This is a genomic window from Methylobacterium sp. WL69, assembly GCF_008039485.1.
GTDB lineage: Bacteria > Pseudomonadota > Alphaproteobacteria > Rhizobiales > Beijerinckiaceae > Methylobacterium.
On sequence record NZ_VRUZ01000048.1, the window covers coordinates 13,381 to 29,120 of the forward strand.

Genomic DNA, 15,740 nt, shown 5'->3' on the forward strand with positions numbered 1-15,740 from the left:
CCCGGGCGGGGCCTGAATCGAGATCCCCGGCGGGGCTTGAATCGATATCCCCGGCGGGGCTTGAAACGGGACCCCGGCGGGGCTTGAAACGAGATCCCGGCGGGGCCTGCCGTTGACGCCCCCGCGTCGATCCCCGACAAGCCGCACCATCCCTGAACCCGGACACGCGGACGGGCTGCGATCCGTCGCACCCGTGGGCCGGCGCACATGCTGTTCAACTCCATCGTCTTCCTGCTGGGATTCCTGCCCGTCGCTCTCGCGCTCCACGCCGTGGTGCTGCGGTGGCGCCCGGCCGCGCGGCCCGACTGCCTGCTTCTCCTGTCGTTCGTGTTCTACGGCTGGTGGGACCCGCGCTTCGTCCCGTTGCTGGCCGTGTCCATCCTGGCGAACTGGCTGGTCGCCCGGGCCTATCTCCGGAAGCGCCCGCACGGCCTGATCCCCCTCGCCATCGCGCTGAACCTCGCGGCCCTGGCGGTCTTCAAGTACCTCGATTTCCTCGCCGACCTCGTCGCCTGGATTCCCGGGGTGGACCTCGGCCATGCCGGCCTCGCCCTGCCGCTCGGCATCTCGTTCTTCACCTTCCACCACTGCATGTATCTCGCCGACCTCCGGGCCGGCCGGGCCCCCGCCTTCGGCCTCAGGGCCTATGCCCTCTACATCGCGTTCTTCCCGCAGGTGCTCGCCGGGCCCCTCGTGCGCTGGCGCGAGGTGATGCACCAGTTCGCCGAGCGCGCGCCCGTCGCGCCCGAGCGCGTCGGGCAGGGGCTGATGCTGCTCTGCCTCGGGCTGACGAAGAAGGTGTTCTTCGGCGATCCCCTCGCGGGGATCGTCAATCCGGTCTTCGAACTGGCGGCGTCCGGCGCCACCGTGACCGTGGCACAGGCCTGGCAGGCGGCGCTCGGCTTCACCTTCCAGATCTACTTCGACTTCTCCGGCTACACCGACATGGCCCTGGGGCTCGGCCTGATGTTCGGGATCGTCCTGCCGCCGAACTTCGACCGTCCGTATCGGGCCACCTCCCTGCGGGAGTTCTGGCGGCGCTGGCACATGACCCTGTCGCGCTTCCTGCGCGACTACCTCTACGTTCCCTTGGGCGGCAACCGCCGCGGCCTCGCCCGCCAGCTCCTCGCCCTCGGCGCCACCATGACCCTTGGCGGCCTGTGGCACGGCGCCGGCCTCACCTTCGTGGCCTGGGGCGCCGCCCACGGCCTCGGCCTCGGCCTCGGCCTGCTGTGGCGGCGGGCGGGGCTCGCCATGCCGGCGGCCCTCGGCTGGTGCCTCACCTTCGGCTTCGTCGCCATGACCTGGGTGCTGTTCCGCGCCCCCGATCTCCCGACGGCGCTCCGGATCCTCGGCGGTCTCGTCGGACAGGCGCCCCTGGGCGCCGGGCTGTCCTGGCGCACCCTGGCGCCGGCCGCGGCCCTCGCCTGCCTCGGCCCCACGGCCTGGACCGTCGTGCAGCGCACGCCGCCCGGCCGCCTCGCGGCCCTCGGCTTCGGCCTGCTGTTCGTCGCCCTGCTGCTGCGGATCGGCGAGGACGCGAACTACGCCTTCATCTACTTTCAGTTCTGATCCGACCGCCCGGACCCTTAGCTGGGAGGCGCCGGCACGCCCTACAGCCGTTGCGTGTTTGCCGCAGCGCACGCTCCATCTGTTACGATCCTGCCTCCCTGTGGTCTCCGCGCGTTGTCGTGGACCGTTCCCTGCATTATAGCCACGCAAAATATCGCCGCAGACTGACCGCGACGGACTTGCGAGGGGCGCGAATGGCGAAGATCAAACTCGAGGACGGCTACGTACCGAGCGAGAGCGAGCCTTTCATGAATGATCGGCAGCGCGAGTACTTCCGCCGGAAACTCTTGGGCTGGAAATCCGACATCTTGCGCGAGGCGCAGGACACCCTCGTCGCCCTCCAGAGCGAGAATGAGAACCATCCCGATCTCGCCGACCGCGCCTCGTCGGAAACCGACCGCGCCATCGAGCTGCGCGCCCGCGACCGCCAGCGCAAGCTCACCGGCAAGATCGACGCCGCCCTGGCCCGCATCGAGGACCGCTCCTACGGCTATTGCGAGGAGACGGGCGAGCCGATCTCCCTGAAGCGCCTCGACGCCCGTCCCATCGCCACCCTGTCCCTGGAGGCCCAGGAACGGCACGAGCGCCGCGAGCGGGTCTACCGCGACGATTAAGCTTTCGTCGGACGCGGCCGAAGGCGGCGCGCCGCCGGAATTCAGTCCCCATCAAACACTTGGCGCTGCGTGAGATCCCTTTCGATTGGGCGCAACGCGATCACTTCCTCGACGCAATCCGGTGACTTGACGAAGCCCGACGCAGGGGCGGTGGAACCTTAGGACTTCCAGCCGGCTTCCCGACGATAACAGAATCGTCCGGGAGACAACGCCATGAACAATGAAGTGCTCGTCCTCGTCCTCGCCGTTGTGACCCTCGGCCTCGTCATCGGCGTCGCCCTGTGGCAGCGCGCCCGCGTCGCGGCGAAGAAGAACGATCCCGAGCGCTCCGCCTTCGTCAAGGATCACGGCGAGGCCCCGCGCCCGAACCGTCCGGGTACGGAGCACTGAGCAGCCCGGCGGAGCGTCCGGCCGCAAACCGGCTCCGCCCTCGGCACGGGAGAGCCGGTCCCGACGAGCGCCTCAGAACGGCAGCAGCACGTCCACGATCTGCTGGCCGTAGCGCGGCTGCTGGACGTCGGTGATCTGGCCCCTTCCGCCGTAGGCGATGCGGGCCTGGGCGATCTTGGACGACTCGATGGTGTTGTCGGATTCGATGTCCTCGGGCCGGACCACACCGGCGACGATGAGCTCGCGCACCTCGAAGTTGATGCGGATCTCCTGCTTGCCCTCCACCACGAGATTGCCGTTGGGCAGGATCTGCGTGACGATGGCGGCGATGCTGGTGGTGACGGTCTCGTTGCGCTGGACCGAGCCGGTGCCGTCGCTCGACGTGGTCGAGGTGGCGTTGAGAAGCTTGTCGGCGGCGATGCCGGCGGCGGCGATTCCGGCGCTCTTCTCCAGGCCGAAGGCGTTGGGCAGGCCGAACCCCTCGGCGTTGGAGCGCGAGCGCTTGGTCTCGTTGTTGAGGTTGGCCTTGTCGGTGACGTTGACCTTCACGGTCACGAGGTCGCCGATGCGGGCCGCGCGCTGATCCTTGAAGAACGCCCGCGACCCCGTGCGCCACAGGGAGTTCGGCGCGTAGGAGACCGGCTGGACCTCGGGCATCGGCAACCGCACGGGTTTGTAGCCGGCCTGGGACGTCGGGTCCTCGATGGCGGACAGGGCCGGCGTCGCGCCGATCTGCGAGAGCCGGTCGGCGGTGTTGCAGGCGGCCAGGCCCGTGCACAGGAGCGCGACGGCGAGGGCGGGGCGAACGCGGTGGGTCATCGGGACCGTGCTGGAAGCGTTGTGGACCATGGCGATCACCGGGCGCCGTCGAGGGCGGCGTTGGCCTGCCGCTGGACCGGTGCGGGGGCCGGGCCGACGGAGACCCGGCCCGGTCCGGTGACGGTGGCGGGCAACACCTTCTTCGAGACCGGATTGGTCACGGTGATCGTGGCGCCGAGGCGACCGCTCTCGTTGGCCTGCCCCCGCAGGGACAGGGCGAGGCCGGGTGCGTCGAACACGATGGTGACGGCCTCGCCGCGCAGGACGAGGTCGGGGGGCGCGACATCGCCACCGCGCAGGATCGCGCCGGTGCTCAAGGCCCGCTGCGCCACCTGACCGGGCAGGTCCGCCGCACCCGCCCGGGCATCGGTGGGGACCGCTTCCCTGGGCCGGCGCTCGAGGGTGAAGTCGGCGGCGGTGATGGCCTCGCCGCGATTGACCTGCCGGCCGAGGACGACGACCTCGCGAATCTCCATGACGAGGCCGGTGACCCGGAGCGACGCCTGACGCTCGCCGAGCGTCACCAGGGCGGCGAGCCGCCGCGAGCGCGGATCGTAGGTGAGGTCGAGGGCGGTGGCCTGTCCGTCGAGGTCGACGGGGGCGAGCAGCACCGGGGCATTGCCGTCGAGGCGGATCGCCAGGGTGCGGCCGTCGAGTCCGTAGGCCGTCTCGAGGGACCGCTTCAGGGCGGCCTCGATTTCGGGCTGGGCGACGCGCCGGGCCGCGCGCTGGACCGCGACCTGGACGCGCCCGCCCGTCTCGATCTCACCGAGCCCGAGGGCCGTTACGGCCTCGGCGATGCGCCGGGCCTGGATCGTTCCACTGGCCCCGAGTGACGGCGCGCGGAACAGCGGGCGCGCCGAGAGATCCGGGCTCGCACCCTCCACGAGATCGCCCAATGTCAGCACGTCGCCGCGCGCAGTGACGTCGCCGCGCAGTCGCAGGCGCTGCGCCGGCCCCTCCGCCAGCACCGGCAGGGTGAAAAGTCCAAGCGCCAGGAGCGCAAGTAGAGCGCGAACGACCATCGCCGGATTGACCGGCGCGACGCGGGGTCGAATGGTCGGGTGAACACATCTCAGGGCGTACATGGCTGGAGCGCTCCCGATCAACCGCGGAACATCTGCGAGGTGGTGGACATCATCTGGTCGGCGGCGGTGACGACCTTCGAATTCATCTCGTAGGCGCGCTGGGCCGCGATCAGGGATGAGATTTCGGTGACCGCGTTGACGTTGGCTTCTTCGAGGTAGCTCTGCTGCAGGTTGCCGAACCCCTCCGACCCCGGCGTCGCGGCAATGGCCGGTCCCGACGCGGCGGTCTCGATGAACAGGTTGTCGCCGATGGATTCGAGGCCGACCTTGTTGACGAAGCGCGCCAACTGGAACTGCCCGAGGGCCTGCGGCGCCGTCTGTCCCGGCACCGTCGCCTGCACCGCGCCCTGCGCGCTGATGGTCACGGACGTGGCGTTGTTCGGCACCGTGATGCCGGGATCGACGAGGTAGCCGTCGCGGGTGACGAGTTGGCCCTGCGCGGACAGGTCGAACGAGCCGTCGCGGGTATAGGCCGTGCGCCCGTCCGGCATGGTGACGCGGAACATGCCCTCGCCGCGGATGGCGACGTCGTAGTCCTTCTCCGTCGAGGTGAGAGTGCCCTGCGACATCACCCGGGCCGTCGAGGTGGTCTTGACGCCCGAGCCGATGGCCAGGCCCGCCGGGAGCTGGGTGTTCTGGTCCGAGGTCGAGGAGCCGGCCCGGCGCAGGTTCTGGTAGAGCAGATCCTGGAAATGCGGCTGCTGGCGCTTGTAGCCGGTGGTCCGAAGGTTGGCGATGTTGTTGGAGATGACCTGGACGTTGAGTTCCTGGGCCGCCATGCCGGTGGCGGCGGCGTAGAGCGCGCGCATGGGTGCTGTTCCTTAGGCGACGTCGGCGAGGCGACGGATCGCCGTGCCGCGCAACTCGTCGAGGCGCGAGATCACGCCGGAAACCATGGTGTAGGTCCGATTCACGTCCATCAGCCGGGTCATCTCGATGACCGGCTTGACGTTGGAGCGCTCCAGGGCGCCCGACTCGACGCGACCGGCCAAACCGGCCGGGGTCGGCGCGGCGGTGGAGGCGTAGAGGTTCGCGCCCTCGTTGGTGAGGGCCTGCGGGTTGGCGAAGGTCACGAGCCGGACCCGGCCGCGGATGCCGAGGTTGGTCGAGACCGTCCCGTCGGGGCCGATGGCGATGCCGGTCTCCTGCGGGCCGATCTGGATCGGGCCGCCATCGCCCTGCACGGCGTAGCCGTCGCTGGTGACGAGGTTGCCCTGCGCATCGGTCTCGAAGGCGCCGTTGCGGGTGTAGCGGTCCCCCGAAGGCGTCCGCACGACGAGGAAGGCCTCGCCCCGCACGGCAATGTGGAGGGGATTGCCGGTCTGCTCGATGGGCCCCTGGCCGAGATCGAGGGCCGTGCCCTGGTCGATGACGTAGGACACGCGCCGATCCGGCTTCTGGAACGAATCCGCGCTCGCCACCGGCATCAGGTATTCCTGGAAGCGCGAGTTGCGCGCCTTGAAGCCGTTGGTGGAGACGTTGGCCATGTTGTTGGCGATCACCTCCAGCTCGCGCTGAAGCGCGACCTGGCTCGAGACCCCCACGAACATTGCGTTCTGCATGACACGACCCAACTACGACGAGCGGTAACTGGGGAACAGATCCGCATAGGCCGTGCCACCCTGAGCAACCGGAATTTCGTCTGTCTTTTCCGTAGGTTAAAGATACATCCGACCGGCACCATCGGCCGACGCCCGGTCCGCGCGGCAAGTCCGACCCGGCAGTTCTTGCCTCCTTAACGGCGCGTTAACCCTCGCGGCCGATATCTCGATCGCACGGGCATCGCGGTGAGGCGATCGCACCCGACGACGGCGTCGCAGTCAGGGCAGAATCGATGGCGAAGAAGCCCAAGAAGGCTGCCGTAGAGGGCGAAGAGGGTGAGGCCCCGGCCGGCTCGAAGAAGAAGCTCATCATCATCGCGGCGGTGGCCGTCCTGGCGCTCGGCGGCGGCGGGGTCTTCCTGATGAAGAAGAAAGCCGGCGGTGAGGGTCACGCGCCGGCCGTCGCCGAGGTCAAGGCGCCGATCGTGTTCCTCGACGTGCGGGAAATGATGGTCAACCTGTCGAGCGAAGCCGGTCAGGAGAAGGCCCGCTTCGCCAAGATCAAGATCTCCATCGAACTCAAGGACGCGAAGGTGGAGCAGGAGGTGAAGCCCCTGATGCCGCGTATCGAGGACGCCTTCCAGGTCTACATGCGTGAATTGCGCGCCAGCGATCTGGCGGGTTCCGCCGGCCTCTACCGCCTGCGCGAGGAACTCCTGCGGCGGGTCAACGTCGCGATCCACCCGGCCCGGGCCGAGGCGGTGCTCTTCAAGGACGTCATCGTCCAGTAGCCCTCGCCGACCCCTTTCACACCCGCATTCGGAACTTCCATGGCCGACGCCGACGAGGACGACTGGGCCGCAGCCCTCATCGCGCAGAACGAGGCCGGGGGTGATTCCTCCCTCGCCGACGAGTGGGGCGCGGCCCTGGCCGAACAGGGTACGACCACGCACGCCAGCGACGTCGCCGCCGAATGGGCGACGATGATCGAGGACGGGGAGACCGACAACCTTCCCGAGCTCAGCGGCAACGACCGCATCCTGAACCAGGACGAGATCGACGGCGTCCTCGGCTTCTCCTTACGCGAACTGTCGGCCTCCGGGGCCGGCGGCGTGCGCGCCATCGTCGATTCGGGCGTCGTCCAGTACGAACGCCTGCCGATGCTGGAGATCGTCTTCGACCGGATGATCCGGTTGCTTTCGACGAGCCTCCGCAACTTCTTCCAGGACAACGTCGAGGTGACGCTGGACAACATCACGTCGGTGCGGTTCGGCGACTACCTCAACGCAATCCCCCTGCCGACCCTGCTCGGCGTCTTCCGGGCCGATGCCTGGGAGAATTCCGGCCTCGTCACCGTCGAATCGAACCTTGCCTATTCGACCATGGATCTGCTGCTGGGCGGCAAGCGCGGCGGCACCTCGACGCGCCTCGACGGGCGGCCCTTCACCACCATCGAGATGCAGCTCGTCCGCCGCCTCGTGGAGATCATCCTCACCGACCTCGAACTGTCGTTCCAGCCACTCTCGCCGGTGCGCTTCGCCATCGACCGGATCGAGACCAACCCGCGCTTCGCCACGATCACGCGTCCGGCCAACGCCGCCATCCTGATCAGCCTCAAGCTCGACATGGACGGGCGCGGCGGCCTGCTCCAGATCCTGTTCCCCTACGCCACCATCGAGCCGATCCGTGAACTGCTCATGCAGAGCTTCATGGGCGAGAAGCTCGGCCGGGACCACGTCTGGGAGAGCCACCTCGCCACGGAGATCTGGCAGGCCGACGCGACCATGGAGGCCGTACTCCACGAGACGATGCTGCCCTTGAAGAAGGTGCTGTCCCTGAAGGTGGGCGACACCCTGATGTTCGACACCAAGCCCTCCGACCTCATCTCCGTCCGCTGCGGGGACTGGGCCCTGACTCAAGGGCGGATCGGCCGGGTGGACGACAGTATCGCCGTGCAGCTGACGCGGCCGCTGCGCCGGTCCCGCACCACGTTCCAGGCTTTCGAGGCCTCCATGAACAACCGCAACGACGGGTGAGCCGCATGAGTCTCCTCGCCACCCTCGGCGCCGATATCCTCGTCGCCATCCTGCTCGTCGCCACGATCGTCTCGTCCGTGCGGCTGAGCCGGCGGATCTCCCGGATGAAGGCCGACGAGGCGGGGATGCGCCAGACCATCGGCGACCTCGTGGTGGCCAGCGCCACGGCGGAGCGCGCCGTGGCGGGCCTGCGCGCCACCCTCGACGAATGCGACCGGACCCTCGCTGACCGCCTCGCCACCGCGGAGCGTTACGCCGCGGATCTCTCCGCCCACGTGACGGCCGGCGAGGCCGTGATCGGACGGATTTCGGCCATCGTCGCACAGGCCGGCAGCGCTCCCGGCGGCGTCGCCCGCCCGGCACCACGCCTCGCGGATGGGCCCGTCCATAGTGCCACGCAGGCTGCAAAACCCCAGACCCGCAACCCGCCGGAGGGTCCGAGCACCCCCAATGGCGAGCGCCTCGGAGCCGCCGCGGCCGCAGCGCTCGCCATGTCCGAACGGGCCCTCGAACGGCTGCGGAGCAAGGCCGCATGACCGGTCCGGTCTCCCCACGGCTTCCGGGACCGGCCAAGAAGACCGGGAAGCCGGGTCTGCGCGCCCGACTTCCACAACCGCGCCCGCTCAAACTGCGTCTGATCGATGCCGTCACCCTCGCGGCCGTCGGCCTGCTCGTCCTGAAGCTCGCGGCGATCACGATCGAGGATTCGAAACCCGCGCCCGACGCACCCCTGCCGGAGTTCGCCCGCGTGCTGGCCAAGGCCCGTACGGGCTACGAGCCGTCCGATCCGGCCACCACCGGCTCGGTCACGGCGAAGGAGCCGGAGAAGCCGGCGCCCGAGCCCGAGAAGCCGGCACTCCGCCCCCCTCCGCCGCCGGAGGCGATGCCCGCATCCGAGCGCGCGATCCTCGAGCGCTTGGCGGGCCGCCGCGACACCCTCAAGCAGCGCAGCGACGCCCTCGACCTGCGCGAGCAGCTCATCGGCACCGCCGAGCGCAAGCTGGAGACCGGCATCGATGCGCTCAAACAGGGCGAGGGAAGTGCCGAGGGTGGCGCCAATCAGCGTGCCGAGGCCGAGAAGGCGGCCCTGAAGAACATCGTCACCATGTACGAGACGATGAAGCCCAAGGACGCCGCACGGGTGTTCGACCGCCTCACCCTCGAGGTGCTGGTCCCCATCGTCCTGGCCATGAACCCGCGCAAGATGGCGGAGGTCCTGGCGTTGATGCAGTCGGAGCCCGCCGAGAAGCTCACCATCGCCCTCGCGAACCGCGCGCGCGGGACCCAACCGCCGTCACAGGCTCCGTCGGTCGCCGGTCTCGGCCCCAACGAGCTCCCGGCCATCGAATCCACGGGCAGACTCGACCCGAAACGCTGACGACCCGGTCTCAGCAAACCCTTACGGTTGCGCGCGCGGTGCGTCGGGGTTAGGCGGCAGGCTCAGAGGTTATCAGGTGTGACGCCCCCGATCGACAGCGGGTGGGGCGCCGCGTGAGAGTCTCCGATGCTCGAGATATCCCTGGAGGCCCCGCTTGCCGCTACCCCGCCCGCTCCGACCGCTCCCCGCCGCCGCGCTCGGCCTGCTCCTGACCCTCCTGCCAGCCGCCATCGCGCCGACCTTCGCCCAGGACGCCGCTGAGCCGGAAGCGCCGGCAGAAGCGGCCCCGAAGCCGAAGCCCAGGCCGAAACCCGTTCCCGCCGCCAAGCCCGCGCCGGCGGCGAAGCCTGCCGCCACGACGGCGGCCCCGGCCCCGGCATCGGCCCCGGCGGCAGTCTGGCCCGTCGGTGCCAGTTCGGTGAGCGAAGTCTACGGCGACTGGACCGTGGTCTGCGCGCGAGAGGGAGCCGGGCCGGTCACCTGTACCCTGATGCAGGCGCAGGGCTCGAAGACCGATGGACGCCGCTCCTTCGCCATCGAATTGCGCGCCCCGGCCGAGGGCCGGGCGGCAGGGCTGATCCTGATGCCGCTCGGCGTCAACATCGAGGGCGGCGTCCAGTTCAAGCTCGACGAGGCGATCCTGGGGCAGGGTGCGCCCTATCTGAGCTGCAGCCAGGAAGGCTGCATCGTCCCCGTCAGCTTCCCCACCCTCGCCACCGACACCATGAAGGCGGCCAAGGCCCTGACCGTGACGGCCACCAGACCCGATGCGAAGGAGCCCCTGGTCATCACCGTGCCACTCGGCGGCTTCGGGCCGGCGCTCGCCCGCGCGGCCGCCCTGACCGGCTGAGTTCCGCAGTCCGATCTCGAACGGCGGCGCGTCCCAAGAAACGTCCATCAACGAAGACGCCGTACCGACGACCAACCGTGAGGAAACGCCGATGAGAAGACTCCTGACAGCCGGCCTGCTGGTGGCCGCACTGACCGCGCCCGCCCTGGCCCAGACCGCGCCGCCAGACGCCGCCGCTCCCGAGCCCCGCCCCCCCGAAACGAAGGCGGAGCGCCAACGCAACAGCGCGGCAAAGCTCGCCGGCCTGCTCTACTTCGTTCAGAATGCCTGCCCGGACCTCAAGCCCGACTACGCACGCTTCAAGGACGTCGTTGCCAGCCTTGGCGTGACCATGGAGGATCTGTCCGCGGGCGATCTGCTGCTGCGCTCGCGCGCCTACACGGAGGTCTACACCAAGGATACACCCGGGAGCTGCGCCCGGGCCGACACCAATTTCGGTGCCGCAGGCTCCACGATTCCCAATCTCGTCGTCAAGCGCACGGCACCCTAGCGCCCCGCGGACGAGAGCGGCAGGCGGACGACGTCCCGTCGATCGGGTCGCGATGGCGGCCATCGATCGTCCTCCGGGGCGGCGCCGACCTGCCGAGACCCCATCCGCGGCGCGCGAGCGGATGGGGGTTCAGGCTCTTAAGCGCCCGTTAGCCCAGACCGAAGACAATGTCCGGACTGTGTGGCGTAAGGTGCCTCGCTCGCCGAACGGGCGGGGCGCCCCTCGGGTTTGGCGTATCCTTCGATGGGTCTGGGTGCCGGTATCGCGACTCGACGGCGTCGGCCCTGGGCCGGCCTCGCCGCAGCGTCGATCCTCGCCGGGCTCGTCCTGTGCGGTCCCGCCACCGCGGCCCGCCTGACGGCCGCCGCCGGGGTCCAGGCCGAGCGCTACGGCCGCATCACCCTGACCTTCGACACGGCCGTGACCGTGAAGGCACGCATCTCGGGGGCGGTCCTCGTCATCGCCTTCTCCGAGCGCAGCACGGCCTTCGCCGAGCGCCTCGCCGCGCAGATGCCCGACTACGTCTCGGTGGTCCGACGCGACCCCGATGGCACGGGCCTGCGCCTTGCGCTCCAGCGTCCGTATCGCATCAACGTGCAGAGTGCCGGCGAGACCACCTTCATCGATCTGCTGCCCCTCGATTGGTCCGGGCTGCCGCCGCCGCTGCCGCCGGAGGTGGTGGCCGAGCTGTTCGCCCGAACCCAGGCCGCCGAGGCTGCCCTGAGGGCCGCCCGGCCGAAGCCGCCCGAGCCCGCGCGCCTCTCCCTCGAACTCGCCCTGCGCCCCAACCTCGCACGCCTCAGCCTGCGCCTACCCGAATCCGCGACCGCACGATTCGAGCGCGACGGCGCGGCCACGCGACTCGACCTGCCCGGGGCCTGGCGGATCGACGACACCGCCACGCGCGGGCGCCTCAAGCCCGCCATCGCGGCCCTGTCCGTCGAGGAGGACGCGACGGGCGTGCGCCTTTTGGTGACCCCGGCCGAGGGCTACGAGATCAGGTCCGCCCGAGACGCGGACGGTGCCACCCTCGACGTGGTGCCGAGGGCGAGCGAGACCAAACCGGTCGAAGCGCGCGCTCCGGACGCGCCCGACGGTGCCAGGAAGACGGCGGGCGAGGCCGGGACCGGCCAGTCCGAGGCGAAGCCCATCGCACCGGCGGCGGTCAAACCGCCGGCATCGGCGTCGCATCCCGTGGTGATCCGCCCGGCCGGACCCGGATTGGTGTTTCCCTTCACGAAGATGCCGGCCGCGGCCCTGTTCGAGCGGGCCGGCATCGCCACCCTGGTGTTCGAGACGTCCGAATCCGTCACGATCCCGGCGGGCGATCCCGTCCTCTCGCCCCTGGGGTCCCCCGATCGGACGGGCGGCTTCGTCACGATACGCCTCCCCGTGCCGCGCGAGCGCCTCCTCGACCTCGTGCCGTCCGGCCCCGCCGACGCCCCCACGGGCTGGGAACTGGTGGCCGGGACCGATCTCTCCGCGAGCGAGCCCCTGTCGGCGACCCGGACGGCCGGAGCGAACGGCCGCCTCGGCGTCGGCGTGAAACTGCCGAACCCCGGCGGGGCGACGTGGCTCGACCTCGACGGCGAGCGCATCGCCGTCGTCACCGGATACGGCCCGAAGCCCGCCGGCATTCCCAAACGGCAGACCTTCGTCGATTTCGAACTGCTGCCGAGCCGCCAGGGCGTCGCCGTCCTCGCACGGGCCGACGATCTGCACGTGCGGCCCGATATCGACGGCGTCGCCATCGGGCGCGACGCCGGCATGGCGGTCTCCGGCGTCGCGCGCGCCGTGGACGTGCCGCTTGCCGGCATCGGCGACCTCGCCGTCGAGCGCGCGCCCTGGGAAGCGTCCCGCCGCGGCGGCGTGCGTGATCTCTTGCGCCGCCAGCTCGAAGCCGTCACGGAGGCCTCCAGCGTCGCGCGCGGGCCCCTGCGCCTGACCCTGGCCAAGGGCTTCCTCGCCAATGGTCTGACCGTCGAGGCCTACGGCGTTCTCAAGGTCGCCGTGGCCGAGGACCCCGTCCTCTCCGCACAGCGCGACGTGGCCCTCCTCGTCGCCATTGCCGCCGCCCGAATGGGGCACACCGCCGAAGCGCGGCACATCCTCGACGGCGACGGCCTCAAATCCGATCCCGAGGTACGCCTGTGGCAAGGGTACCTCGACACCCTGGCCGGGCGGTGGGGCAAGGCGGACGCCGCGTTCCGCGAGACGTCCGGTATCCTCGAGCGTTATCCCGACGACCTCCAGGTCCTCCTGCGCAGCGCCGCGGCGGAGGCGGCCATCGAGGCCGGCGACTGGGATTCGGCGAGCCGCCACCTCACCCTGGCGGGTGCGCGCTCGCCCGAAGCGTCCGAGCGCGACCGGCTCCTGCTGCTCCGCGCCCGCATCGACGAAGTGACGGGCCGGACCGTCGCCGCCCAGGAGAGCTACCGGCGCCTCACCGAGGCGGGCAGGGGTCCCGTGGCCGCCGATGCCGCCCTGCGGGCGGCGATCCTCGGCCATGCGTCGGGAAAGCTGCCCCTCGCCGAGACCATCGATCGCATCGAGGCCCTGGCGCTCACCTGGCACGGCGACGAGATCGAGACGCGGGCCATCGCGGCCCTCGCCAACCTGTACAGGGACGCCGGCCGCTGGCGCCAGGCCTTCACCGCCGCGCGCCGGGCCGATGTCCTGCGCGGTCAGTCGCCCATCGCCCGCGCCCTGCACGATTCGGCCATGGCGTTGTTCGAGGAGCTCTACCTCGGCGAGCGCGGCGCGAACCTGTCCGGTGTCGAGGCCCTGGCGCTGTACTTCGACTTCAAGGATTTCGCGCCCATCGACCGACGCGGCGACGAGATCGTCCGTCGCCTGTCGGACCGCCTCGTGAAAATCGACCTGCTCGATTCCGCCGGCGATCTCCTGCAGCATCAGGTGGATCGCCGCCTGACCGGGCCGGCCCGCGCCGAGGTGGCCGCGCGTCTGGCCACCATCCGGCTCATGGACGAGAAGCCGCTCGCCGCGCTCCAGGTCCTCGACGCGACCTACCTGCCCGAACTGCCCGAGGACCTGCGCCGCGCCCGCGCGCTCCTGCGGGCCCGCGCCCTCTCCGACCTCTCGCGGACGGACCTTGCCCTGGAGACCATCGACGGCGAGCCGGGCGCCGACGCCGCCCGCCTGCGGGCCGACATCCTGTGGACCGGGCGGCGCTGGCGCGAGGCCGGCGAGGCGCACGAGACCCTCGTGGGCGATGCCTGGCGCCAGCGCGTGCCCCTGGACGACACCGCCCGCACGGACGTCCTGCGGGCGGCCATCGCGTACGGCCTGGCGAACGAGACCCTCAGCCTGGAACGCCTTCGGGCGAAGTTCGCGAACCCCATGGCCGAGGGCGTCGACGCCCGCACCTTCGCGCTCCTGACCCAGCCCAACGCCGTGCGCACCACGGGCTTCCGCGAGATCGCCCAGAAGGCCACCAGCGCCGAGACCTTGCGCTCGTTCCTCACGGAGTACCGCAAGCGCTATCCCGACAGCGCCGTGCCCGAGCGGGCCGGGCGCGACGGCGAGACCCGGGCCGACGCGGAGGGCGGCCCGGCGACGCCGCCCGGCTGAGGCTCAGGTGCCGTAGCTCTGCACCAGGGAGCCGGCCACCAGGGTCCAGCCGTCGACGAGGACGAAGAAGATCAGCTTGAACGGCAGGGCCACGGTGGCGGGCGGCACCATCATCATGCCCACCGCCATGAGGATCGAGGCCACCACGAGGTCGATGATCAGGAAGGGGATGAACAGCAGGAACCCGATCTCGAAGGCCCGGCGCAGCTCCGAGATCATGAAGGCCGGGGTGATGATCTCCAGGCCGATGGCTTCCGGCCCCGAGGGGGTGGGCACCTTGGCCATGTCGAGGAAAAGCTTGAGATCTTTCTCGCGGACGTTCTTCAGCATGAACGCCTTGAACGGGGCCGAGGCGCGCTCGAAGGCGACGCTCTGGGTGATCTGGCCGGCGATGAGGGGCTCGATTCCGGTGCGGTAGGCTTCCCGTCCGACGGGCGCCATGACGAAGGCCGTGAGGAACAGGGCGAGGCTCGTGACGACGGCGTTGGGCGGTGCGCTCTGGGTACCCAGCGCCGAGCGCAGGATCGAGAACACCACCACGATCCGGGTGAACGAGGTCGCCATCACGAGGACGGAGGGCGCCAGCGCCAGGACCGTGATGAGCGCGACGAGCTGTAGCGCCCGCTCCGTGACGCCGCCGGCCCCGAGATCGACGGACAGGCTCTGGGCCGCGGCCCCGCCCGCCGCCAGGGTCAGGCCGAGAGCCGCGAGGATCGCACGAGCGGCGAGGCGCGGGAGGCGGAGCGGAGGACGAATCATCTGGTTTCCGAAGGGGATAGCCCGGAGAATCGGGTGGGGCGATGCTCCAGGGCGAACCCTCTTCCGCCGGAAACCTGTCGGCGTGATGGCCGGGGATATGTCCGGAGCCGGGGGCCTCGGGTCAGTTCTTCTTGTCGAGGGGCCGGCCGAGGAGGCGGGCGAACTCGGCCTCGATCTCCTCGACGGAGAACGGATTGGGCGCCGGGTTCGGCCGGGCCGGACGGGCCGGCGCCGGGTCGGGCGGCGCCGGAATCGCGACGTCGGGCGCCGGTCCGTCCGGTGCAGGCGCGGACCGGTCCGCTTGGTTCATGGAACGGTCCACCGGGGGTACGGACCGGTCCACCGGGGGGTTGGAACGGTCCGCCTCGAACAGGTCGTCGGCCGGGACCGGGTCGGGGCCGGGCTCCTCCGCCGTCGCCGCCATGGCGGCGGCCATGGGATCGACCTGGTGATCGACCTGGTGATCGGCCTGCGAATCGACCTGAGAGGCGGCGGGCGCCGGCTCCTCCGGAACGGCGGTCGGGACCGGGGGCTCGACGAACGCCGGTTCGGCGGTCGCCACCTCGGCGACCGGAGCGACCTCGGGTTGCGGGGCCGTCTCGGCCAGCGAGG

15 protein-coding genes and 1 pseudogene are annotated in these 15,740 nt (G+C 70.5%); 10 read left to right on the top strand and 6 right to left on the bottom strand.

Annotation, left to right across the window (positions count from 1 at the left end; all coding sequences use genetic code 11):
• The first annotated feature begins 207 nt into the window (after positions 1-207).
• The 3 genes from FV218_RS13960 (at position 208) to FV218_RS22805 (ending at position 2,576) form a co-directional block, all read left to right on the top strand.
• Positions 208-1,572, top strand: a complete 1,365-nt coding sequence (locus FV218_RS13960) for an MBOAT family O-acyltransferase (RefSeq protein ID WP_147710200.1) — start codon at positions 208-210, stop codon at positions 1,570-1,572.
• 194 nt (positions 1,573-1,766) lie between these two features.
• Entirely contained in the window at positions 1,767-2,186 is a 420-nt protein-coding gene (dksA, locus tag FV218_RS13965; protein WP_147710202.1) for an RNA polymerase-binding protein DksA, read from the top strand.
• Positions 2,187-2,399: 213 nt separating this feature from the next.
• The gene (locus tag FV218_RS22805; RefSeq protein WP_187273062.1) at positions 2,400-2,576 is read left to right on the top strand and encodes a hypothetical protein; all 177 of its coding nucleotides are present in this window, start codon (positions 2,400-2,402) and stop codon (positions 2,574-2,576) included.
• A 72-nt stretch (positions 2,577-2,648) separates the two neighbouring features.
• Here FV218_RS22805 and flgH read toward each other — a convergent pair whose 3' ends face one another.
• Genes flgH through flgF form a run of 4 tightly spaced genes read right to left on the bottom strand, consistent with a single transcriptional unit; the run spans position 2,649 to position 6,045 of the window.
• Positions 2,649-3,395, bottom strand: a complete 747-nt coding sequence (gene flgH / locus FV218_RS13970) for a flagellar basal body L-ring protein FlgH (protein ID WP_056094178.1) — start codon at positions 3,393-3,395, stop codon at positions 2,649-2,651.
• 35 nt (positions 3,396-3,430) lie between these two features.
• A complete protein-coding gene (flgA, locus tag FV218_RS13975) occupies positions 3,431-4,483 on the bottom strand; it encodes a flagellar basal body P-ring formation chaperone FlgA (protein WP_147710204.1) in 1,053 nt (350 codons plus the stop codon).
• Between the two features lie 17 nt (positions 4,484-4,500).
• Positions 4,501-5,292 (bottom strand): flagellar basal-body rod protein FlgG, encoded by a 792-nt coding sequence (gene flgG, locus FV218_RS13980; protein WP_056093146.1) that lies wholly within the window; start codon positions 5,290-5,292, stop codon positions 4,501-4,503.
• A 12-nt stretch (positions 5,293-5,304) separates the two neighbouring features.
• Positions 5,305-6,045, bottom strand: coding sequence for a flagellar basal-body rod protein FlgF (gene flgF / locus FV218_RS13985; RefSeq protein WP_147710206.1), 741 nt, complete (start codon positions 6,043-6,045; stop codon positions 5,305-5,307).
• A gap of 272 nt (positions 6,046-6,317) precedes the next feature.
• Between flgF and fliL the strand changes: the two genes are divergently transcribed.
• The 7 genes from fliL (at position 6,318) to FV218_RS14020 (ending at position 14,369) form a co-directional block, all read left to right on the top strand.
• On the top strand, positions 6,318-6,815 hold the full coding sequence (gene fliL, locus FV218_RS13990) for a flagellar basal body-associated protein FliL (RefSeq protein WP_147710208.1): 498 nt from the start codon (positions 6,318-6,320) through the stop codon (positions 6,813-6,815).
• A 39-nt stretch (positions 6,816-6,854) separates the two neighbouring features.
• Positions 6,855-8,060, top strand: coding sequence for a flagellar motor switch protein FliM (gene fliM / locus FV218_RS13995; RefSeq protein WP_147710209.1), 1,206 nt, complete (start codon positions 6,855-6,857; stop codon positions 8,058-8,060).
• Between the two features lie 5 nt (positions 8,061-8,065).
• Positions 8,066-8,596 (top strand): DUF6468 domain-containing protein, encoded by a 531-nt coding sequence (locus tag FV218_RS14000; protein WP_147710211.1) that lies wholly within the window; start codon positions 8,066-8,068, stop codon positions 8,594-8,596.
• Positions 8,593-9,438: a hypothetical protein gene (locus FV218_RS14005; protein WP_056093133.1), complete on the top strand. Its 846-nt coding sequence runs from the start codon at positions 8,593-8,595 to the stop codon at positions 9,436-9,438. Before FV218_RS14000 ends, FV218_RS14005 begins: the two co-directional genes overlap by 4 nt.
• A gap of 154 nt (positions 9,439-9,592) precedes the next feature.
• Positions 9,593-10,288: an invasion associated locus B family protein gene (locus FV218_RS14010; RefSeq protein ID WP_147710213.1), complete on the top strand. Its 696-nt coding sequence runs from the start codon at positions 9,593-9,595 to the stop codon at positions 10,286-10,288.
• 91 nt (positions 10,289-10,379) lie between these two features.
• Positions 10,380-10,778, top strand: coding sequence for a hypothetical protein (locus tag FV218_RS14015; RefSeq protein WP_147710215.1), 399 nt, complete (start codon positions 10,380-10,382; stop codon positions 10,776-10,778).
• A 243-nt stretch (positions 10,779-11,021) separates the two neighbouring features.
• The gene (locus tag FV218_RS14020; RefSeq protein ID WP_147710217.1) at positions 11,022-14,369 is read left to right on the top strand and encodes a hypothetical protein; all 3,348 of its coding nucleotides are present in this window, start codon (positions 11,022-11,024) and stop codon (positions 14,367-14,369) included.
• A gap of 3 nt (positions 14,370-14,372) precedes the next feature.
• Here the strand turns inward: FV218_RS14020 and fliP are convergent, their stop codons facing one another.
• The gene (gene fliP, locus FV218_RS14025; RefSeq protein WP_147710219.1) at positions 14,373-15,128 is read right to left on the bottom strand and encodes a flagellar type III secretion system pore protein FliP; all 756 of its coding nucleotides are present in this window, start codon (positions 15,126-15,128) and stop codon (positions 14,373-14,375) included.
• Between the two features lie 121 nt (positions 15,129-15,249).
• A pseudogene (locus tag FV218_RS22810) lies at positions 15,250-15,740 on the bottom strand (hypothetical protein); the annotation flags it as partial.

Bases quoted from the DNA above. Each gene is read 5' to 3' on its own strand.
- FV218_RS13960 (WP_147710200.1), top strand. From the start codon at position 208: ATGCTGTTCAACTCCATCGTCTTCCTGCTGGGATTCCTGCCCGTCGCT.
- dksA (WP_147710202.1), top strand. From the start codon at position 1,767: ATGGCGAAGATCAAACTCGAGGACGGCTACGTACCGAGCGAGAGCGAG.
- FV218_RS22805 (WP_187273062.1), top strand. From the start codon at position 2,400: ATGAACAATGAAGTGCTCGTCCTCGTCCTCGCCGTTGTGACCCTCGGC.
- flgH (WP_056094178.1), bottom strand. From the start codon at position 3,395: ATGACCCACCGCGTTCGCCCCGCCCTCGCCGTCGCGCTCCTGTGCACG.
- flgA (WP_147710204.1), bottom strand. From the start codon at position 4,483: ATGTACGCCCTGAGATGTGTTCACCCGACCATTCGACCCCGCGTCGCG.
- flgG (WP_056093146.1), bottom strand. From the start codon at position 5,292: ATGCGCGCGCTCTACGCCGCCGCCACCGGCATGGCGGCCCAGGAACTC.
- flgF (WP_147710206.1), bottom strand. From the start codon at position 6,045: ATGCAGAACGCAATGTTCGTGGGGGTCTCGAGCCAGGTCGCGCTTCAG.
- fliL (WP_147710208.1), top strand. From the start codon at position 6,318: ATGGCGAAGAAGCCCAAGAAGGCTGCCGTAGAGGGCGAAGAGGGTGAG.
- fliM (WP_147710209.1), top strand. From the start codon at position 6,855: ATGGCCGACGCCGACGAGGACGACTGGGCCGCAGCCCTCATCGCGCAG.
- FV218_RS14000 (WP_147710211.1), top strand. From the start codon at position 8,066: ATGAGTCTCCTCGCCACCCTCGGCGCCGATATCCTCGTCGCCATCCTG.
- FV218_RS14005 (WP_056093133.1), top strand. From the start codon at position 8,593: ATGACCGGTCCGGTCTCCCCACGGCTTCCGGGACCGGCCAAGAAGACC.
- FV218_RS14015 (WP_147710215.1), top strand. From the start codon at position 10,380: ATGAGAAGACTCCTGACAGCCGGCCTGCTGGTGGCCGCACTGACCGCG.
- FV218_RS14020 (WP_147710217.1), top strand. From the start codon at position 11,022: ATGGGTCTGGGTGCCGGTATCGCGACTCGACGGCGTCGGCCCTGGGCC.
- fliP (WP_147710219.1), bottom strand. From the start codon at position 15,128: ATGATTCGTCCTCCGCTCCGCCTCCCGCGCCTCGCCGCTCGTGCGATC.